The organism is Halioxenophilus aromaticivorans (assembly GCF_042850945.1).
Lineage (GTDB): Bacteria > Pseudomonadota > Gammaproteobacteria > Pseudomonadales > Cellvibrionaceae > Halioxenophilus > Halioxenophilus aromaticivorans.
On the sequence record NZ_AP031496.1, the window covers coordinates 2,142,432 to 2,163,304 of the forward strand.

Consider the following 20,873-nt stretch of genomic DNA (forward strand, 5'->3'; position numbering starts at 1 on the left):
TTCGGGGTTGACTCATTAATTTTTGATATAAGCGGATTCAATATAGGCGCGGCATCTAGTCACACCCGAATGTTTATGTAAAAATACTACAAGATTTTCGAAGGGCCGAAAGTACCGTACCGATATCATCCCTATGGGTGGCCGTTTTCGGTAGTGTTGCTGCAACCCAGGGGCGAAGCCGGCAAGCAATTATATAAGAAGTATTGCTTGTTTGATCACACGGGCTCGTTTCTGGTTTTGCCACACCACAGCAACCTATTCACCACATTACAACACAGCCCTATTTCCTTGGCGCGTGTACTGCAAGTAACCAGTCATCCTTGGCAGCACCGCGTGTTTAATATGAAGCGCTAACAAAAGTTATCTCTCGTCCAGTCGGGCGAGCAAGTACCATCTTGAGGAGACAATTAATGCAAGAGGATATTGATTCTCTGGAAACATCAGAGTGGGTAGATGCGCTGCATTCAGTGATTCGTCACGCAGGCCCCGAGCGCGCGGCACAACTACTGCACGATTTAGCCACCAGAGCATCCGCTGTTGGTGTCAACCTCCCCCCCGCAATAACCACCCCTTACCGCAACACCCTTCCAACCAGTAAAGAAAAGCGCATGCCCGGTGACATGTTCATGGAGCGCCGTATTCGTTCTTTAATTCGCTGGAATGCCATGGCAATGGTGATGCGGGCCAACGACAACGACGAAGGCTTGGGTGGCCACATTGCAACCTTCGCCTCGGCCGCCACTTTGTACGATGTAGGCTTTAACTACTTCTTCCGTGGTAACGAAGGTGACCAGCCCGGCGACTTGATTTATTTCCAAGGTCACGCCTCCCCAGGTATGTACGCTCGCTCTTACCTTGAAGGTCGGTTCGACGAAGAGCAGTTGGATAACTTCCGCCGTGAAGTCGATGGCAAGGGCTTGTCTTCCTACCCACACCCTTGGTTAATGCCTGATTACTGGCAGTTCCCAACCGTTTCCATGGGGCTGGGTCCCATCGGTGCCATCTACCAAGCGCACGTGATGCGCTACATGTCCGCCCGTGATCAAGTAAAACGTGGCGACCGTAAAGTATGGTGTTTCATCGGTGATGGTGAGTGTGATGAGCCAGAAACCCTGGGCGCAATTTCACTGGCTGGCCGTGAAGAACTGGAAAACCTGATCTTTGTTGTGAACTGTAACCTGCAGCGTCTGGATGGCCCAGTGCGCGGTAACGGTAAAATTGTTCAAGAGCTAGAAGGTGTCTTCCGTGGTGCCGGTTGGAACGTCCTCAAAGTACTCTGGGGTCGTCATTGGGATCCTCTGCTGGAAAACGACGAAAAAGGTTTACTGCAAAAACGCATGGACGAAGTCTGTGATGGTGAACTGCAGAACTTTAAAGCCAATGGCGGTGCTTACACCCGCGAGCATTTCTTCGGCAAATACCCAGAGCTGCTGGAAATGGTCAAAGACCTTAGCGACGAGGACATCATGTACCTCAACCGCGGTGGCCATGACCCATTCAAAGTTTACGCAGCCTACGCCGAAGCGGTGGCCCACAAAGGCCAGCCAACCGTAATTTTGGCGCAAACCGTTAAAGGTTACGGCATGGGCGCTTCTGGTGAAGCCGTCAACGAAACCCACTCCGTCAAGAAGCTGGGTAAAGATGACCTGAAACGTTTCCGCGATCGCTTTGGTATTCCGTTAACCGACGAACAATTGGATTCGGTACCTTATTACCGTCCAGCGCCGGACAGCCCAGAAATGGTCTACATGAAAAAGCGTCGTGACGCTCTGAATGGTCCAATTCCATCACGTAACACCAATTACCCATCGTTGCCAGCGCCACCGCTGAACGACTTCAACGCTCAGTTGAAAGGCTCCGGTGATCGTAAGATCTCCTCCACAATGGCCTTCGTTCGCGTGTTGTCGACCCTGGTGAAAGACAAAAAGATCGGCGATCGTATTGTGCCCATCGTGCCAGATGAAGCGCGTACTTTCGGTATGGAAGGTATGTTCCGTCAGCTGGGTATTTACTCGTCTGCGGGCCAGAAGTACACCCCGCACGATGCCGGCCAAATCATGTATTACAAAGAGGACAAGAAGGGTCAGATCCTCGAAGAAGGTATTAACGAATCCGGTGCAATGTCTGCCTGGGTAGCTGCTGGTACTTCCTACACCAACTACAACTACCCACTGATTCCGTTCTACATCTTTTACTCTATGTTCGGTTTCCAACGGGTAGGCGATCTGTGTTGGTTGGCCGGTGATATCCAAGCCAAAGGCTTCTTGATTGGCGCCACCGCAGGCCGCACCACGCTTAACGGTGAAGGTTTGCAACACCAGGACGGCCACAGTTTGATCTTGGCCAGCACTGTACCTAACTGTAAGAGTTATGACCCTTGTTACAGCTTCGAACTGGCCGTGATCATCCAAGACGGTATCAAACGCATGTTTGAAGACCAGGAGAACTGCTACTACTACATCACTGCGATGAATGAAAACTACCAGCACCCAGAAATGCCAAAAGGTGCGGAAGAAGACATCATCAAAGGTATGTATAAACTGAAAGCCGGTAAAAAGAAAACTGGTAAAAAAGTTCAGTTATTGGGCGGCGGTACCATCCTGCGTGAAGTGGAAGCGGCGGCAGAAATTCTGCGCAGCGATTACGACGTAGACGCTGACGTATGGAGCTTGACCAGTGTTAACGAGTTGGCCCGTGAAGGTCAAAGCGTTGAACGTTGGAATATGCTGCACCCAGAGAGCGAGCCTAAGGTGCCGTTTGTTACCAAACAATTGGCAGACTCCAAGGGCCCGATCATTGCCGCTACGGACTACATCAAAACCTATGCTGAGCAAATTCGTCCGTTCATCGATCGCGAATACATTGTGCTGGGCACCGATGGTTTTGGCCGCAGTGACACTCGCAGCAAGTTGCGTGAGCACTTCGAAGTTAACCGTAAGTACATCGTGATTGCTGCACTGAGTGGTTTGGTTAAAGAAGGCAAGCTTAAGCCTGCCGACGTAACCAAGGCCATTAAGGATTTCGGCATCGACCCGGAAAAAATCGATCCAATGGCGCTGTAATAGCAGCGCCCGATTTTAAACCTGGTGAAACAAATTTTCGCGAGCTGTATTTGCACTCGCAATGTTAATTAAGGAGACACAGTGTCCAGTCAAACAATCACTGTTCCGGATATCGGTGGTGCAGAGGGTGTTGAAGTCATTGAAGTCTGCGTTGCCGTAGGTGATGCCGTCGCGCAAGAACAATCCTTGATCGTACTTGAAACAGACAAAGCAACCATGGAAGTGCCTTGCCCAGCTGAGGGCACCGTCGGCTCTATTAAGTTAAGTGTGGGCGATAAAGTCAGTGAAGGCGATGAAATCTGTACTTTGGATGCCGCCGGCGGTGAAGCCGGCACTCCGGTTGCAGAGCCTGAGCCTGCACCCGCTGCTGAGGCTCCTGCTGTGCCAGCGCCGGCTCCAGCCAGCGTGCCGGCGGCCGCCAGCGCCCAGGCCGTGGTGCCTGATGGCGTTGAGGGCGCGGAAGTTATTGAAGTAAATATTAAGCCGGGTGATGAAATCAGCGAAGGCGATCCAGTGGCAGTATTGGAAACCGATAAAGCCACGGTGGATGTACCCGCTTCGGCCTCGGGTAAAGTGGTTTCTGTGGCCATTTCCGTGGGTGATAAGCTGAGTTCTGGTGATTTGGTGGCCGAGCTGGCGGGTGCCAGTGGTGCTGCTCCTGCAGCGCCGGAGCCTGCTGCTGCAACTCCAGCCCCAGCCGCTGAGGCGCCTGCGGCCCCCGCAGCACCTGCGCAAAGCGTTAGTAAAACGGCAACGGTTCCGGATGGCGCCGACGACGTTGAAGTTATTGAGATCTCGGTACAGGTTGGCGATAGCATTGAAGAGGGCGATGCCCTGGCGGTGCTGGAAACCGACAAAGCCACGGTTGATGTACCCGCTAACGCCGCTGGTAAAGTGACCAAAATCTTAATTGAAGTCGGCCAAAAGGTAAGCACCGGTGACCCCGTTGTAGAGCTGGAAGGCACCGCTGATGCACCGGCCCCGGCGCCAGCTGTATCCGCTGCTCCTGCTGCACCGACCGCGCCCGCTGCCGCTAAAGCCGAAAAACCTGCCGACCCAGTGGCCGGAGCACCTGCGGATGCCTTTAACAAGGCCACCGAAGTCTATGCCGGCCCTGCGGTGCGTACCCACGCACGTTTGCTGGGTGTGGACTTGGCTGATGTTAAAGCCTCTGGCCCGCGTGGCAGAATCTTGAAAGAAGACGTGGATAACTACGTTAAGCAGATTGTTGCGCAGAAAGATCGTCATAAGCCATCGGGTACAATGGCCGCAGAAGGCGCGGGTATCCCGCCGATGCCTGCGGTGGATTTCAGCAAGTTTGGTGAAATTGAAACCAAAACCATGAGCAAAATCCAAAAGCTCACGGCCTTCAATATGCACCGTAACTGGCTTCACATCCCGGCGGTTACCCAGTTCGATGATGCTGACATCACCGATTTGGAGGCCTTCCGTAAAAGCTTAAAAGCTGAAGGTGAAAAGCGCGGAATTAAGCTCACGCCGTTACCATTCTTGCTTAAAGCTGCTGCTGCGGCGTTGGCGGCAGAGCCTAAGTTCAACAGTTCGTTAGGTGCCGACGGCGAGTCGGTGGTGTACAAAAAGTACTGTCATATTGGTATTGCTGCGGATACGCCCATTGGCTTGCTCGTGCCTGTCATCAAGGACGTTGATAAAAAAGGTCTTTGGGAATTGGCAGAAGAGGCCAACGCTGTGATCAAGAAAGCGCGTGATGGTAAGTTATCACCCAGTGAAATGCAGGGCGGTTGTTTTACCATTTCCAGCCTTGGTGCCATGGGTGGTAAAGGCTTTACTCCCATTGTCAATGCGCCAGAGGTGGCTATCTTAGGCGTATCCAAAGCAGAGATGAAGCCGGTGTGGAACGGCAAGGACTTTGAGCCGCGCAACATGTTGCCGTTGAGCTTGTCCTACGATCACCGCGTGATCAACGGCGCCGATTGTGGCCGATTCTTCACCTACTTGGTATCGGTACTGTCTGACGTGCGTCGCATGTTGTTGTAATCCTAAGGCTACCACCCAAGCTTCGGCTTGGGTGGTGGCCCAGGTACAACGATTGCGGGAGCAATAAAAAAGGAGCAGCCTTGGTAGGTTGCTCCTTTTTTTATATGTGCGTATCCATCACCGCTTGATATTTAATGGCCTAGTGGTGATGGCCGCCAATACCGTGGGCGTGGCCGTGGGTAATTTCTTCCTGGCTGGCTGCGCGTACGTCGAGGATTTTAACCTCGAATGTCAGGGTTTTGCCGGCAAAGGGGTGATTGGTGTCTAAATCGACGTTCTTTAGACCGACCTTTATAACCACGGCTTCTGTGGCGCCGTGCTCTGTATTGACCTGTACAATTTGCCCAGGGCTGATTTTACCTTTGGTTAATAGGTGCTTTTTAGGCACTCGGCGCGGCTCTTTCTCTACTCGCTCGCCATAGGCCTTCTCTGGTGGCAGGGTCACTACGACGTCATCGCCGGCAGCCTTGCCGACCAGGGCTTCTTCCAGAGCTGGCATAAGGTTATTGTGGCCGTGCAGATACAGCATGGGTTCATCGCTGTAGGTGTCTTCTAGGGTTTGGTCGTTCTCTTTTACGCTGTAGTGAAATTGCACCACGCTGTCTTTATCAATTAGCATCGGTTTGTGGCTCGTATGGCTGTATTGTGAAAGCCGGCGATTATACGAAATTTCCGGTTATTAAAGGAGTTTTGTTACCGCTATCGGCAAGAACTTTAGTGTTGTGGCGGTGGTCTACTAAACTTGCAATACGGCGGCTGTAGGCTGTTGGCCAGCAGTTTTTTTGTAGTCGGTGGTAGTTAAATAGACGGTCGCATTCAGTATTCGGGTGCGGCACATTATGTAAGGAGACAATCTATGGCCCAGGTATCGCAGTGCGTTGATGTAGAAAACATTGCCTTTTTGGAGTTTTCTGGCAGTAAGCCTGAGAAATTGCACGATCTGTTCTTGCAGATGGGTTTTAACTGGCGGGCCAGTGACGATCGAAAACTCTATAACTTGTCAGAGATTGTGTTTATCTCCAATCCCAGCCTGGGCGGCAGTGCCGCTGAGTTCCGTGTCAAACACACCCGGGGAGTCAGTGCCCTAGGCTTTAAAGTGGCGGATTCAGCCCAGGCCTATCAACAAGCCCTAGCTTTGGGGGCTGAGCCTGCGGCGAACCCAGACTGGCCAATCCCCGCCGTACAGGGCGTTGGCGCAGCCCTAATATATCTGGTAGACGATCACCATTTACAGACCTTATTTCAAGCCTTCAACTTTGAGCCTACTCGCCACCAGCACCAAGCCAACTCGATATTGTCCATCGATCATCTTACGCACAATCTGCACATCGGCGGAGTGGCCCGGATGCGCGAGTTTTATCATCGCGTCTTCGGCTTTAGCAGTGTGCGCAGCTTTGATATCAACGGCAAGCAGACCGGGCTGGTCAGTGAGGTGGTCACCAGCCGTAATGGCCGCGTCACCATCCCTTTGAACGAATCAAAAGACGATGTCTCGCAGATCGCCGAGTTCGTGCGTGAATACAATGGCGAAGGCGTTCAACACATTGCGCTGCAGTGTTCAGATATTTGCCACGCCGTGGATTCGCTATCGGCCGCCGGTATTGCTTTCCAAGATACGCCGGACACCTACTATGAATTGGTGGACGAACGCCTGCCTGGCCATGGCAAGGATCTCAGTCAACTGCAGCTGCGGCGCATTTTGCTCGATGGCGGCGAAAAACAAGGCGGCGGTTTATTGATGCAGATCTTCACACAAAACAGCATAGGTCCGATTTTCTTCGAGTACATTCAGCGCGAAGGCAATAAAGGGTTTGGTGAGGGTAATTTCCAAGCACTGTTTGAATCCATCGAGCTAGATCAACAGCGCCGTGGGGTGTTGAGTCGCTAGCCGCGAATCAAGGTTAGGCCGCCCGGGTGTCTCACTAATGAGGATAGAAACGGCTCAGTAGTACAGGCAGGGCTGTTTCCACGCGTAATATGCGTGGCCCAAGTTGAATTTGCTGGCAGCCAGCGGCGGTGAGCTTTTCTACTTCGTAGTCCAAAAAACCACCCTCTGGGCCGATGACCAGCAGCTGCGGGCCGACGCTGGCTCTAGGGCAGGGGGTGCTGTTGCCGGGGTGGGCCACCCAGGCGTTTTTACCTTGGCACAGCGTAGGCAGAATATCTTCGACGAAGGGTTTAAAGCGCTTGTGAAATTCGATACTCGGAAGGACGGTATCGATGCCTTGCTCCAAGCCTAAAATCAACTGCCGATTTATTTCTTCCCCGTTCAGCATCGGGCTGGACCAAAAGCTTTTTTCTACCCGGGCAGAGCCAATTAAATGCACGTCTTTTACGCCCATGGTAGCCAGGGTTTGCAAGCTGCGTTTCAGCATTTGCGGACGGGGTAGGGCAAGCACCAAGGTCAATGGCATTGGCGCAGGGGGCGAGCAGGAGCAGTCAAAATCCAGTGTTACTGCTGAATCAGTGATGCTGGTAATGGTAGCTGTACCCATGCTGCCATTAACCACGCCGACGCGCAGCTGATCACCCACAGAGGACCGGTGAATTTTTCGCAAATGTTCGGCGCGGTAGTCGCAAACCTGTGCGGTTGTGGGTGAGAGTAGGTCGGCAGAAGTCAGAAGCAATAAGTTCACGGTACCACTGACCTCTTCGACAACGGCAAAAGGAATGGCCTCCCCACCAGGACTCGAACCTGGATTTAGGGCTTAGGAGGCCCTCGTTCTATCCGGTTGAACTATGGGGAGATCAGCGCGGCATTATACCGAACGCAGCCAGTGACGCGAGTGCTTATTTGACAGGTGAATAAATGCCGAACAACAAGCACAAAAAAAAGGCCAACAAGTTGGCCTAATGATTCACTTGGAGACGGGTAACTGGTTTGCGTTAAACGTGAACTAGGGTGTGGCTTCCACGGCTAGTTTCGGCTTGCCCGTTGGCAGAATAGGTATCGGTTTGCGGGCGGCCAAAGAGCATTTCAGCTAGCCTGCGGCCACGCATTTTACGAAAGCCGATTAGGCGGCCGTTGATCATATTTAAGCGCTGGCAAATTTGAATGTACTGCTCAACCTTGTTCCACAATTCGAGCAGTTCGTCGTCGCGCTCGATGAGTGAAAGCCAAACTTTTAGAGATTTATCTCCGCTACGGGTGTTGGCATTTTTAAGGCGGGTAAGCATAGGGCGAACCCATTGTTCGCGTTGCTGAGCGTTGCGTTCCAAGGCGTCAACGATGGGTTGCTTGGCTTCTACCACTTCGCTCAACTCTTCGTTGATGGCGGTGGTTGAAGCACGCAGCAGCTGATTTTCCAAATCCAGCAATTTGGCAAGCTTGCCGGCTGCGTCTAAGTCAGACAGTAGGTTTTCTTTTACCAGATCGTGTTCTGGTGCGAGGGATGAATCGGTGTAACTCGTTGCCGCGTGTGTCATTAGAGCATCTCCTTGTTATCCGGCATCAACTGGGGGGCGAGCCCCCGTTTCGCGAAAAACGGTGTGTATTAAGCGAAAAAGTCGTCTTGATCTAGCAATTTACCCGCAATCGCTTCGGCGTCTACTTGGTAGCTGCCGTCGCTGATGGCGCGTTTAATATCTTCTACTCGCTGGCTGTCTACGTCCGGCGCCGCATTGATGTTAGCTTCCAGGCGTGCCAAGCGATTGGCTTCAGGGCTGATAGAAACTCGGCCTTCCTGTGGCTCTGCCAGTTTCGCGTTGCCAGTGGCGCTGCTTTCTTGCTTCTGTGCAGGCGCGCCCTGCGCAATGCCTTTACTGATACCTTTACTAGCAGCTGAGTTGGCGTGTAATTGGTCAATAGCCATGGTGTTTACCTTTACTCTTTGCTTGTGGTGAATGCGGGAGGACCGGCATTCTATCTGTGTTCGTTGGGCTACCTAAGGCAACCGAGTTACGTTTTAAGATGCTCTGTAATGGCTTTCGGCCGCTAATCTCAAAACTTTAACTGTTTTTTTAAAAAATTTGCGTAGTCCCGAGGGTTGTTCTAATACAGTGCTAGTTCTGCTTGTCAAATCTCTGCCACTGCCATTCAACCTGAGAAAACAACCCTTCGCGGCGGCAAATCTACAGAGCGATAGTGATCACTCGGTCGGCACTGACCACACCTTTAACCACTCGGTCACTACGCTCATTGCGAACCCTTATCTGGTCACCGAGACGTCCGTCGCTCAGGGCTGTGCCGGATGCCTCCACGGCAACGGTGGCCGATTTGGCGATGATCGTTACTCTCTGGCCGCGTTTTATCGCTTTCGGCGCAACCAGCCATTGAGCTCGAATCTGGTCGCCTGGGTTGATGGAGCGTTTGGGTTCCATTCCCACAATATCATCGGCGACGGAGTAAAAACCTTGACCCAGACGGGTTACATCGGAAACCACAACAGAGACATCGTCCTGGCTGATTGCCTGGCCGCGCAGCAACGGGACTCTGGCAACCACCACCTGGGCCATCAATTGCACTTGGCTGACGACATACACCGACCATTGCGTGGTGGCAGAGCGGCAAGCCACTTGGCTGGTCACGCGGCCGCCGGCGGAGTTGTGGGGTGGGGTAATGGTCAGCGGTTGGTCGCACTTAACTAATCGCAGACGTGCATCTGGTGTATTGGTTGTGATTTGGACATCAGCGAAACGCTGATCGGCTAGATAGTGGTCCAGTAAACGCTGCTGTACAGCATCGGCCAGCTCAGGCAACGATTGACGCTCGGAATCGACATTGGCCCCGGCAAAACTGGCAGACATTGCCACGACGCACGCTGTTGCGTAGCGGGCCAGCGGAATCAGCTGCTCAGGAATCTTCGCCATTTATAACCTATGCTGTTTTAAAAGAGTTCTGGTTTTCCGGTATCAGTATTTAAGTTTTTCCTGATTGCGCCGAAAACTTGTCAGTAACCGTTAATTCTTTGGTTTTGAGTGGATGTAAGCAAAGCACGTGCCCAGTTTTGCATCATCGTTCAGAATGATAAGACAATACATTTCCTGAGAGGAAACTCATGGCTGGTGTTTTAGACAGCGTTAACCAACGGACGCAATTGGTTGGTCAAAATCGCCTGGAATTGCTGTTGTTTCGCCTAAAAGGCAAGCAAATGTACGGCATCAACGTATTCAAGGTGAAAGAGGTGCTCCAGTGCCCTCCTTTATACGAGATTCCCAACAGAAACCCAGTAGTACGGGGAGTGGCCCATATTCGCGGTGGGACCATCTCGATAATGGACATGAATTTGTCCATAGGCCGATCGCCTTTGGAAAATATTGAAAACTGCTTTGTAATCATTACCGAGTACAACCGATCTACCCAGGGCTTTCTAGTAGGCGCTGTGGAAAAGATCGTTAATATGAATTGGGAGTCTATTCATCCGCCACCAAAGGGCGCTGGCCGAGAGAATTATCTCACCGCTGTCACTGAGATCGAAAACCAATTGGTTGAGATTATTGACGTCGAGAAAATACTGGCCGAGGTGAGCCCGTTGTCTGATGAGATTAGCCAAGGCGTCATAGAGGATGGCATTGGCGAGCGGGTAGTGCAGAAGCACGTATTGATCGTCGACGACTCTGCCATTGCGCGCAAGCAAATTCAGCGTGTGGTTGAGCAGATGGGTATCAAGACCACACTGAAAAAGGACGGCAGGGAGGCGCTAGAGTACCTCGAAAGCATGGTGGCTGAGGGTCAAATCGCAGCCGACGAGCTCATATTAGTGATTTCAGACATCGAGATGCCTGAAATGGACGGCTACACCTTCACCGCTGAGGTGCGGGCGAATCCGGCGCTTAAAGACCTGCACGTTGTCTTACACACCTCGCTCAGTGGTGTGTTCAACGAAGCCATGGTCACTAAGGTAGGGGCCGATGACTTTCTAGCCAAGTTCAACCCAGACGATTTGGCGCGAGTGCTTAATGAGCGTGTCAAATGTATGACGGGTGAGAGCTTGCTGGACGAAGAAGAATGACAGCAGGCCAGAGTGTGAACTAGGTTGCCAGAGCGTATTCATTGAAACCAGATGACCCCAAACTTACCAGTGAGAATGAATTGCTGACCAATATCGATCCGGCTGAGTTTGATCAGTTTCGGAACCTATTGGAAACCGCCAGCGGCATTCATTTACCGACTAGTAAGCAATACCTTGTTGCAACCCGTCTGCGCCGCATAATGCACGACCACAGTTTCGGTACTTTGAGGCAATTAATCGATAACTTGAAGCAATCAGGCCCCACCGGTTTGAAAGCCCAAGTTGTCGAAGCCATGACTACTAACGAAACCTTTTGGTTTCGCGACAGCTATCCGTTTCATTATTTGAGTAACGAGCTATTGCCCCAGTGGTTATCCAAACCCTTGAATCAACGTATTCGAGTTTGGTGCGCGGCTTGCTCCTCGGGGCAGGAACCCTATTCGCTAGCGATGATTGCAGCGGAATATGCCAGGAAGCACTCACTCGCTGCGCCCCCCATTGAGATTATGGCCACCGATATATCCGAGGCCATGTTGACGCGTTGCCGCAGTGGTATCTATGACCACCTAGAACTCACCCGCGGCCTTAGCAACACTCTGTTAACTCGATATTTCGATGACGTTGGCGAGGGTAGTTGGCAGGTTAAGGATGCCTTACGCAAGCAAATCAACTTTCGGCGCCTGAACCTAGTAGAGTCTTTCTCGAGTTTTGGCCGATTCGATATCGTATTTTGCCGCAACGTCCTAATCTATTTTTCTGCCGACCTGAAGACCGACATACTGGCGCGAATACATCAACAGTTACAGCCAGAAGGCGTGCTCTTCTTGGGCGCTTCTGAGGGGCTGGGTAACGCTAGTTCGTTATTTTCCATGGTTCAGTGCAATCCAGGTATTGCCTACAGAAGTGTGCAAAAATAGTGCGGAATAACACTGCTTTTCGCGGTGTTGTAAAAACTGAACTATTGCGGTGCGTTTCTCCTGGGTAAGCTGTTTGTAAAACTTACTAGCCGTGTAATTTAGTTAACGTTTAATTCATTTTTCTCTTCCTACACTTCACATAGATTTTCTCGCCGTTCAGATTCCTGGGCGTTTCATGCGCTTTGTTTTACGTTTTTCTGCACTATCTCGTTTTTTATAAGTTGAGCACAGTTATTGCAGAATCATTCTTATGCCTAGGTAAGCGTTATCAGGGTTGAGGTTTTTAAGTCTGAATTGCCGCTTTCTTGTGCGCCGTTGTTCGCGTACCCACGCAGGTTATAACAGCTACAACGGCACGGTTGAATGTAAAGTGTGATGGCTATCTTATTTAAATCACAGAAGTGTAAAGTTGTGGAATTTTAGAAGGGTAGATTTTGTCGTAGGTTTTGGGACGGCGCGCCTCTCGGTCTTTATCGCCTAACAGCTTACGTACAGTAAGACACATATCAATCGTGGCTTATGGGCTGTAGTTATCGGCGCTAGCTGATTGGCATGGATTAGGTTTGGTCTCGGTTTCATCACCTGCACACATCTCCCACGCGGCAGGCATAGAGACGTAGTTTTGTACCTACCAGTGTTAATTTAACGCTGGTCAGTCGACAAGTTCAGGTAATCAAACGCAGAACTTGCGTAAAGGAATGTGATTGAGTGTTAAGTAGTAAAGGAAGTATAGCCCAATTTTCATTTATGCCACTCCTATGCCAAGGCAGCCTCGTTTTTATACAGCGTGTCAGTTGGCTGGTTTTTGTTTGTACCGTGGCTAATAGTGCGTTTGCTCAGCCGGCCCCCGCTCAAGCCAAAAACGACGATGGCGAAGGCGCTCCAACGTCTGTTGTCAATGGTCAAGAGGCTAACGCCGACGGTTTATTGCGCCTGATTACCGAGCGAGCAAAAAAGTTGGCCGCAAAAGCGTATGCGGAAACTGTGGCAGAAGCTCCTGAAGAGCTAAAAAACATTTCGCAGAGTCAGTATCGCAGTATCCGATTCAACCCCGATGCCGCGCTATGGAAAAACGTTGCGCCCTATGAGCTCCAACTTTTCCACCCGGGTTTTCTCTACTTGCATCCGATCAAATTGAACGTGATTGATCAGTATCAAGTGGTAAATCAAATTGGTTTTGATCGCTCGCAATTTATTTACGAAAAAAACGTTGCCGCGCTGGAAAAGGCGCTGGCTAAGCATACCGATCAACAACTGGGTTTTTCTGGCTTTCGTGTGCATTACCCGATCAATCGAGAAAGCTACAAAGACGAAATGCTGGTGTTCCAGGGGGCTTCCTATTTCAGGCCGGTTGGCCCTAACCAGGTGTACGGATTGTCTGCCCGCGGATTGGCCGTTGACACAGGCGAGCCAGGTGGCGAAGAATTTCCTCGGTTTATAGAGTACTGGGTGATACAGCCAAAATCCGATGACAATCAATTGGTCATTGGCGCTTTACTGGACAGCCCGTCACTGTCCGGTGCCTATGTCTTCTCGGTTGATGTGGGTGTGAATACTAATATAGAGGTTAAAAGCAAAATATTTACCCGAGAGAATGTGAAAAAGTTGGGCGTTGCGCCCTTAACCAGTATGTATTTCTTTGGTGAGAATAGTAATCGCTTCCCCGGTGATTATCGCCCGGAAGTTCACGATTCAGATGGTTTGCAAGTGGAAACCCAGTCAGGTGAGTGGATTTGGCGGCCGCTAAAAAACCCAGCCAATCTCTCAATTACCTCTTCTATGGTGCCGGGGCTGGCTGGTTTTGGTTTAAGCCAGCGTGATCGCGATTTTAACCATTACTTAGATTTGCAGGCACACTATCAGAAACGGCCCAGTTTGTGGGTAGAGCCCACCAACGAGTGGGGTGAAGGCCGTGTGGAGTTGGTCGAAATCCCAACTCCCAACGAGACTAATGACAACATCGTTGCTTATTGGGTAAGTAATAAACCGGTTAAGGCTGGTACTGAACTTACCTACAACTATCGGCTGTCGTCTTTCGATTCTCATACGCCGGGGCAATCCCTAGCGCGTGTCGAGCAGACTCGCAGCGGCCGGGGGCCACATTCGCGATCCAACGACGGCACCCAGCAATTTGTTATCGATTTCGCCGGTGGCGGAATTGGCAAACTGGATGCGAGTGCTCCGGTAACGGCGGATATACAAGTTAATCAAGGCCAGGTTCGCGACGTAAGCGTGGTAAAGGTTGATCAGCAGGATCGTTGGCAGGTGGCATTTAAATTGATGCCACAAGCTAAAGCGGTGGTCGACATGCGGTTGTCGATCAATTTAAAAGGTAAGAGACTTAGTGAGGTATGGAATTATGTTTGGACGTCAGAAGGCATCCAGTAACAGACAATACCTGGATAGCACAGGTAGCGGGCGAGGAGCACCCGGCGGTGCGCACTACCCGCTGAAAAGTCTTCGTTTACCTGTTTTTTTAATCGTCGCGCTGTCGACCACAGTGGCCGGCGGTTGGATGATGCACGATATTCTAAGTGCCAACGGGTTGACCATATTTGAAACCACGTTGTTGGTATTTTTTGTGGCCACCTTCAGCTGGATAAGCGTGGCGTTTTGGAGCGGCTTTTTAGGCTTTGTTCTCCAGCTGTCCAATCGAGACCCACTAACGCTCACAGCACAACACGGTATTGCCAAATCATCTCAGTTGGATGAATTTAGAACAGCCGTGATTATGCCGGTATACAACGAAGATGTTGACCGAGTCATTGCAGGGTTTGAAACCAGCTTCCGATCTATGGTGGCCACCGGCAACATCGACCATTTCGATTTTTATCTGCTCAGTGACAGTCAAAGCGAGGCTATTAAAGCCCAGGAGCTGCGAGCTTGGCGCCATTTGCAGGCACGCCTTGGCCATTTGGCGGATCACATCTACTACCGTAACCGCACCGACAACAAAAACCGAAAGGTCGGTAATATCGAAGAATTTTGTCAACGGTGGGGCTGGCGCTACGAAGCCATGATTGTGCTGGACGCAGACAGCGTTATGACCGGTAGTTGTATGGTGGATTTAGCCTCACGAATGAAAGCCAACCCCAAATTGGGCCTTTTACAAACGGTGCCTATCCCAGTTAGGCAAACCACTACCTTTGGACGCTTCCTACAGTTTGCGGCCAGTTTATGTAGCCCAATGTTAGCTACCGGTTTGGCTTTTTGGCAAACCGACAACGCAAACTATTGGGGGCATAACGCGATTATTCGGGTTCAGGCCTTTGTAACCTCCTGTGGCTTGCCTGTGCTGCCCGGCAAGGCGCCCTTTGGTGGCGAAATTCTAAGCCATGACTTTGTTGAAGCGGCGCTGTTACGCCGCAGTGGTTGGCAGGTTCTGCTGGATGCAAAGCAGGGCGGTAGTTTTGAAGAAGTACCGGGTAATATTCTGGACTACGCCACCCGTGATCGTCGCTGGTTGCAGGGCAACATACAGCACCTTGGCTTGCTCGGCGCAGCCAAGCTAACACTGATGAGCCGTCTGCATATGCTGCTTGGCGCCATGGCCTATCTCACCTCGGTTTTGTGGTTTGTTATGTTGCTGCTGAGCAGCCTAGACGCTGTTTCGCGGGCCGTAGCACCGAAAGAATTTTTTAGTGCGGGTTATCAACTGTTTCCCAGTTGGCCCATTGCCAAAACAGGCGTTATCATTTCCCTGCTTGTGGTAACTGCGTGTTTACTTTTGCTGCCAAAAATGTTTTCGCTCATCTTGGCGTGCAGAGACAATGCAAAAAGCTATGGAGGTGTTGTTCGACTATCGGCCTCCGCAGTATTTGAGTTCTTTTTCGCGGTGATCATTGCGCCCATAATGATGGTGTTCCACACCTGTTTTGTGTTCTCTACACTTTCTGGGGTTAATATCACATGGAATGCTCAGCCAAGAGAGGGTAGAACATTAAGCTGGGGCGAGACCTTCCGCAGAACTTGGTGGGTAAGCTTACTGGCTCTGGCGTGGGCTGGTGTTACAGCATATTACACCACCACGTATTTCTACTGGCTGCTACCGGTGGTTACCGGGCTGATTCTAGCGGCACCTATAATCCGTTGGTCCAGCAGCCCAAGAGTGGGATTATGGCTGCGTAAACATCGATTCTTACTCAGCCCCAGTGAGGCTTGTCACTGCATTGAGTTAGAGGAGTTGGACCACAGCTTAGAGCAGGTTCGCTATGATTTGTCCAAGCCCGCCCTAGACGAATCGATCAACCCAGAGTTACTGCCCGATGTTTACTTAGCAATGCCCAAACAATCGCTGTTTAAATACCAGAAACCAAAGCCGGCCTACAAGCCGACCGGTACTCAGCCAATAGTTCGGTAACAAATCCTCCCCCGCAGCAGGGTCAACCGCTGCGGGGGCAGCAACCCCTTGCTCCTAAAGCTCTATGTCCGCAATTGTTTTCCCATCATTGCCTCGTTCCCGGCGCAAACTCTCGCCGGTAAAGCCTATTCAAAGAATAGCTTCAGTGAATTGTTCATTAGCAGTTACTACGTTAGTTCCCCTGCATTGCTGTTCACTAATTGAGTCCTAATGGTCTATCCGACCTCTCTACACTGCCGATAACTACCTTGCTGACAATTTCTTAGATTTGCGCAGCAGTAGGCCAATGTAAATTCTTCCAAAACAAATGCGTTTTGTACACGCTACATAGCCAAGCCGTAACGCAATAGCCCGAATTTAGCGGGCTGTAGACGGGGTAATTGTTGGCGTGTGAATTGCTCTCTACAAATTTATAAACCAATGTCGAGTACGTTGGTCAGTGGTATAGGTTTGTAGGAGTGCGTATGAAATTTCACAGTTGCATTGACATAGAAGCTTCCGGCTTTGGCCCACGCAGTTACCCCATTGAGGTCGGTGTTTTTCTGGCCAATGGCGAGCGTTACTCGCGGTTGATCAGGCCTATGTGGAACTGGCGCCACTGGGATACACAAGCGGAATCTGTGCATGGCATCACTCGGGATCAGTTAGCCCATTATGGCCTAGACGTAGTTGAAGTGTGTGCCGAACTCAACGATTTGTGCGCAGGCGAAACACTTTATACCGATGCTTGGAGTCACGACAGCCGTTGGTTGACTACGTTATTTCATGCTGGCAGAACTGTCATGAACTTTAAATGTCGTGCAGTTGAAATGGTGTTGGACGAATACGCCACCGAACACTGGACAGAATTAAAACACGAGGCTGCTCGCCAGCTAGGCTTGGCCGAGCACAGAGCGATCAACGATGCTTTTATTGTGCAGCATGCATTGGTTAAAGCTGAGCAGTCGGCAGCGATAGAGCCCACCTTCAATGCTCGTGCTAAACAGTGGCTAAACGAAAGCAGAAAGAAGGTGGCTGGTTGGGTATAAAGCGTTGGGCATTGCGTACCGATGCAGATCCCATAGCACGGCATCACGCCATGTTTGAACTATTAGCCGGCAAGTCTTTTTATGGTGTAAGTCGGCCGCACATACCTTTCACAAGCTCGCTAAAAAGCAAAGGGCGCTTGATCAAGAGCCCCCAGCTTTGTGTACTAGTCCGCTACCGCGGCATTCTAATTTCGGACTCCTAATCGCTAGTCCAAGTAAAGCTTACGTTTGGCAACCAATACGTTTATAGAAGTATTGTCATTTCGATTTTTAGGCCTCTTAAAAACCTGAAATCTAAAGGGCGTTATAAACTCGTCCTTTAACGACGGGCACAAAAAAGCCCGCGGTTGCGGGCTTGTTTAATTTGTCTTTACTCTATTAGAAGCGAAATTCAAGGCCGAGGCTGGCTTGTCTATAATCGGTATCGAAATCCGTGTCATCGACGTCTTCGGCCACGTCGCTGGCATCCAGGTCGGTATCGTATACCACGTATTCAGCATTGATGTAAAAGTTAGGGGTAATACCCAGGGCGACACCTCCGCCGTAAAACAAGCCTTTGTCATCGGTATCACCGCCGAAATTTAATATTTCGTAGTCGGTCTCCCACCAAAGCTGGCCGAGCTTTGCGTAGATTTCAAAATTATCGGTGATGGGAAAGGTGCCTTTTACCGCTAGTGTCATGCCGTCGGTTGAGGCGTTGGCTAAATCACCGCCGTACTCGCCGAAATCGACATAGCTACCCTCAACTGCAACGAATGGCAAAAAACGATAGCCTACCACGCCTTGTAGTATGTCGTTGTCATCATCGAAGTCGTCTTCGCCATCGATTTTCAAATAACCGTAATTACCACCGATGTAGGCACCCGTTGGGTTTTCCATATCCGCGAAGGATTGGTTGACGGCTAGTAAACCAAAAGCTGATAGCGTAGTTGCGGCTAGAAAAGGCTTTAGTTTCATGGGTATTTTCCTCAAAGTAATCGTAATTACCTAGCAGTAGTCAAGAGTCGTGCCAAAAGAGAAGTGTGATTATTCAGTGTAAAAATAGGCCATTACGGAGGGTAATTAAACAAATCGCTGAAAAATGCTCTCTGTATCCGGCTTACAGATGAATATCGATGTAACTATTGCAAAGGGCTTTTGTAGTAATTAGTTTGCGCGCGGCTTCAAAGTTTTCTAAAACACATATCCGTTTAAATAATATTCATCTCGGCGCTTAGCTGTGTTTGAGTAGACGACTAAAGATCCGATCCATATCGTTTACGCTGTTGCAAGTCTCCAGCGTTGAGCAGTAGGGGGCATATTGTTCGATTATTGAATCGCCAGTGTTCCATTGGGCTCTGGGTTCTGGGTTGAGCCACAGGGTACTTAGAGACTTTCGGTAAACTGTCCGCCAAATTTCGGCATTGCTGCTGTCGTAATTATTGCGAGCATCACCCAGTATGATGACATGGGTCCGATGGTCAACCGAGTGACCGGCAATGTCGTTATAGTCGAGTAGGGCCTGACCATAGTCGGTAGAACCATGGGATAACTTGTCCACAGTCATGGCAATGGCCTCGGTACTGTTAGTCGTCGCAAATAGATTAGTGACTTCCGTGGTGTGATTGGTGAATACAAACGACCGCACATTGGGTAGAACGGACTGCAGCGCATGTACAAAGAGTAGAAAAAACTTAGATGTTTTGGCAATTGAGCCGCTAACATCACAGAGCGCGTGTACTTTTGGTTTTTCCTTCTTGGTGGATTTCCAATGGGTCTTGTAGGGTAGTCCACCGTAGGCGATATTCGACGTAATCGTTTTTTTTACGTCCAGTTGGCCTTTGCGATGCATTTTCTTCTTTCGGCTATGCTGGCTGGCCAGTTTTTTAGCAACTTTCAGAATCAACGTGCGCAGTAGTATCTGTTCGTGATCTTCCATGGTGGTGAGCTTTTGTTTTTGTAGCCGGTTGAACTGAAGACTTGATACGCTATTTTTACCAAATAGCTGATACTGTTGGCCCACGAATGCGGTTATCAATTGCAGTAATTGTTGCCGTTTTTCTTCTAGGTGATGTGCAGTGTCACATTCGCTGTTTTCGTTTCTTAGCTGCGCAATTTCTCTTACCAGGGCTCTATCGCCCATGGCGATGAGAATCTGCCGGCTAACACGGTTAATTTGCAAAAATAACGTCATTTCCTGCGTATTTACCTGCTGGGCTGCATTGGCTATGGCTAAGCTTAGGTTTGGGTTAGCGGATGTCAGCAGTTGGCCCAATTCAGATTGGGCAATCGGAACCGGGAAAGCGTTTGATATACTAGTTTGCTGAGTGCGTAGTGTGGGTAAATCAATATTATCTCTGATTGCACCGGTTGTGAAAAACGCTTCAAATAGATCTGCGGTTTGCCGAGCGTGGGTTTCACTTTTGGCCAGGGTAGCGCACAGCGCAGCCTTTATTTGATGGCGATGTTCAAAGCCTATTAGCCCACAGGCTTTAAGTGCGATTATGGTTTCATTGGCAGAAACGGGTATTCCGTGGTGTCTCAGCGACTGTACGAACGACAGAAGTGCTTTATCCACGAATCAGGCTCGTGTCTAAATCGCTTAAAATAGCTTCAATATCCGGTTTAATGAGCTGGATGTCATCCTCAAATTTCAGTAGCACGTTTAACGTTTCTTCAACCCAATGCTTGTCCAGTCGAGCCACATTTAATAAGACCAGGGCGCGCGCCCAATCTATGGATTCGCTTATAGCGGGTAACTTTTTCATCGGCCTTGCTCGCAGTTGCTCGACAAACAGAACCACTTTGTTAAGTAACTCTTCAGATATTTCTGGCAGTTGGGAGGCAATAATACTGGCTTCCTGGTTAGCGGTGGGAAAGGGGATATATAGGTGTAAGCAGCGTCTCTTTAACGCGTCGCTCAGCTCTCGGGTGTTGTTGCTGGTTAAAATCACCACCGGTTCACGGTTGGCTTTTATGGTGCCCAGTTCAGGTATGGTTACTTGGTATTCGCTGAGAAGTTCTAGTAAAAAGGCTTCAAACTCCTGGTCGGCCTTGTCTATTTCATCGATGAGTAGCACCGCAGGGTGATCCATCTGTAAGGCGCTGAGTAATGGCCTCGGCTGCAGGAAGTCTTCAGAATAAAAGACGTCATTGAACGATTGCAACTGGCTGAGCGCCGTCGTTAGGCCCTGGCTGGTGTCTACTATGCCGGCTAGCTGATCTTTTAGAATTTGGGTGTAGAGCAGCTGTTTACCGTATTTCCATTCGTACAGTGCTTTAGATTCGTCTAATCCTTCATAGCATTGTAAGCGTATCAAATCGGTTTTCAGAAGCTGGGCGGTCTTTTTAGCCAGTTCGGTTTTACCCACGCCGGGAGGCCCTTCTACTAATAGTGGCTTGTGCAATTCCATGGCTAAAAACAGGGTTGTGGCGATTGAGCTATCGCTTATATAACCTAGATCTTGTAAGTTGGCCTGTAATTCGGTGGGTGATTGCTGCGGTGTTTTCATAGTCTACTTATTGCTATCTTAGCGGTAGGATCCTAACGACCCAAAGAG

16 protein-coding genes and 1 tRNA gene are annotated in these 20,873 nt (G+C 50.2%); 8 read left to right on the top strand and 9 right to left on the bottom strand.

Going from position 1 to position 20,873, the window contains the following annotated elements; genetic code table 11:
• Positions 1 to 410 precede the first annotated feature (410 nt).
• A complete protein-coding gene (gene aceE / locus ACGHM3_RS09305) occupies positions 411 to 3,062 on the top strand; it encodes a pyruvate dehydrogenase (acetyl-transferring), homodimeric type (protein WP_345418706.1) in 2,652 nt (883 codons plus the stop codon).
• Between the two features lie 81 nt (positions 3,063 to 3,143).
• The gene (aceF, locus tag ACGHM3_RS09310) at positions 3,144 to 5,078 is read left to right on the top strand and encodes a dihydrolipoyllysine-residue acetyltransferase (RefSeq protein WP_345418709.1); all 1,935 of its coding nucleotides are present in this window, start codon (positions 3,144 to 3,146) and stop codon (positions 5,076 to 5,078) included.
• Between the two features lie 139 nt (positions 5,079 to 5,217).
• Here the strand turns inward: aceF and ACGHM3_RS09315 are convergent, their stop codons facing one another.
• Complete coding sequence (locus ACGHM3_RS09315; RefSeq protein ID WP_345418712.1) at positions 5,218 to 5,697, bottom strand: peptidylprolyl isomerase; 480 nt, start codon at positions 5,695 to 5,697, stop codon at positions 5,218 to 5,220.
• A 237-nt stretch (positions 5,698 to 5,934) separates the two neighbouring features.
• On the opposite strand from ACGHM3_RS09315, the gene hppD reads away from it, so the two are divergent.
• Positions 5,935 to 6,966 (top strand): 4-hydroxyphenylpyruvate dioxygenase, encoded by a 1,032-nt coding sequence (gene hppD, locus ACGHM3_RS09320; protein ID WP_345418715.1) that lies wholly within the window; start codon positions 5,935 to 5,937, stop codon positions 6,964 to 6,966.
• Positions 6,967 to 7,000: 34 nt separating this feature from the next.
• Here hppD and ACGHM3_RS09325 read toward each other — a convergent pair whose 3' ends face one another.
• The 5 genes from ACGHM3_RS09325 to flgA form a co-directional block, all read right to left on the bottom strand.
• Positions 7,001 to 7,714, bottom strand: coding sequence for a 16S rRNA (uracil(1498)-N(3))-methyltransferase (locus ACGHM3_RS09325; RefSeq protein WP_345418718.1), 714 nt, complete (start codon positions 7,712 to 7,714; stop codon positions 7,001 to 7,003).
• Between the two features lie 35 nt (positions 7,715 to 7,749).
• Positions 7,750 to 7,825 (bottom strand) — tRNA-Arg (locus ACGHM3_RS09330).
• A gap of 139 nt (positions 7,826 to 7,964) precedes the next feature.
• Positions 7,965 to 8,504 carry a flagellar protein FlgN gene (locus ACGHM3_RS09335; RefSeq protein ID WP_345418721.1) on the bottom strand — a complete coding sequence of 180 codons (540 nt, stop codon included), beginning with the start codon at positions 8,502 to 8,504 and terminating at the stop codon, positions 7,965 to 7,967.
• Positions 8,505 to 8,572: 68 nt separating this feature from the next.
• On the bottom strand, positions 8,573 to 8,890 hold the full coding sequence (gene flgM, locus ACGHM3_RS09340; protein ID WP_345418724.1) for a flagellar biosynthesis anti-sigma factor FlgM: 318 nt from the start codon (positions 8,888 to 8,890) through the stop codon (positions 8,573 to 8,575).
• A gap of 259 nt (positions 8,891 to 9,149) precedes the next feature.
• The gene (flgA, locus tag ACGHM3_RS09345; RefSeq protein ID WP_345418727.1) at positions 9,150 to 9,887 is read right to left on the bottom strand and encodes a flagellar basal body P-ring formation chaperone FlgA; all 738 of its coding nucleotides are present in this window, start codon (positions 9,885 to 9,887) and stop codon (positions 9,150 to 9,152) included.
• 188 nt (positions 9,888 to 10,075) lie between these two features.
• On the opposite strand from flgA, the gene ACGHM3_RS09350 reads away from it, so the two are divergent.
• The 5 genes from ACGHM3_RS09350 (at position 10,076) to ACGHM3_RS09370 (ending at position 17,334) form a co-directional block, all read left to right on the top strand.
• Positions 10,076 to 11,029: a chemotaxis protein CheV gene (locus tag ACGHM3_RS09350; protein WP_345418730.1), complete on the top strand. Its 954-nt coding sequence runs from the start codon at positions 10,076 to 10,078 to the stop codon at positions 11,027 to 11,029.
• A 41-nt stretch (positions 11,030 to 11,070) separates the two neighbouring features.
• Positions 11,071 to 11,946 (top strand): protein-glutamate O-methyltransferase CheR, encoded by an 876-nt coding sequence (locus tag ACGHM3_RS09355; RefSeq protein WP_345418733.1) that lies wholly within the window; start codon positions 11,071 to 11,073, stop codon positions 11,944 to 11,946.
• 816 nt (positions 11,947 to 12,762) lie between these two features.
• On the top strand, positions 12,763 to 14,334 hold the full coding sequence (locus ACGHM3_RS09360; protein ID WP_345418736.1) for a glucan biosynthesis protein G: 1,572 nt from the start codon (positions 12,763 to 12,765) through the stop codon (positions 14,332 to 14,334).
• Positions 14,306 to 16,306, top strand: coding sequence for a glucans biosynthesis glucosyltransferase MdoH (gene mdoH, locus ACGHM3_RS09365; RefSeq protein ID WP_345418739.1), 2,001 nt, complete (start codon positions 14,306 to 14,308; stop codon positions 16,304 to 16,306). The genes ACGHM3_RS09360 and mdoH overlap by 29 nt, the downstream gene beginning before the upstream one ends.
• A gap of 464 nt (positions 16,307 to 16,770) precedes the next feature.
• Positions 16,771 to 17,334 (top strand): hypothetical protein, encoded by a 564-nt coding sequence (locus ACGHM3_RS09370; RefSeq protein WP_345418741.1) that lies wholly within the window; start codon positions 16,771 to 16,773, stop codon positions 17,332 to 17,334.
• Positions 17,335 to 17,712: 378 nt separating this feature from the next.
• Here the strand turns inward: ACGHM3_RS09370 and ACGHM3_RS09375 are convergent, their stop codons facing one another.
• The 3 genes from ACGHM3_RS09375 to ACGHM3_RS09385 form a co-directional block, all read right to left on the bottom strand.
• Complete coding sequence (locus ACGHM3_RS09375; RefSeq protein ID WP_345418743.1) at positions 17,713 to 18,291, bottom strand: porin family protein; 579 nt, start codon at positions 18,289 to 18,291, stop codon at positions 17,713 to 17,715.
• 256 nt (positions 18,292 to 18,547) lie between these two features.
• Positions 18,548 to 19,891: a VWA domain-containing protein gene (locus ACGHM3_RS09380; protein ID WP_345418745.1), complete on the bottom strand. Its 1,344-nt coding sequence runs from the start codon at positions 19,889 to 19,891 to the stop codon at positions 18,548 to 18,550.
• On the bottom strand, positions 19,884 to 20,825 hold the full coding sequence (locus tag ACGHM3_RS09385; protein WP_345418748.1) for a MoxR family ATPase: 942 nt from the start codon (positions 20,823 to 20,825) through the stop codon (positions 19,884 to 19,886). The genes ACGHM3_RS09380 and ACGHM3_RS09385 overlap by 8 nt, the downstream gene beginning before the upstream one ends.
• Positions 20,826 to 20,873: the final 48 nt, after the last annotated feature.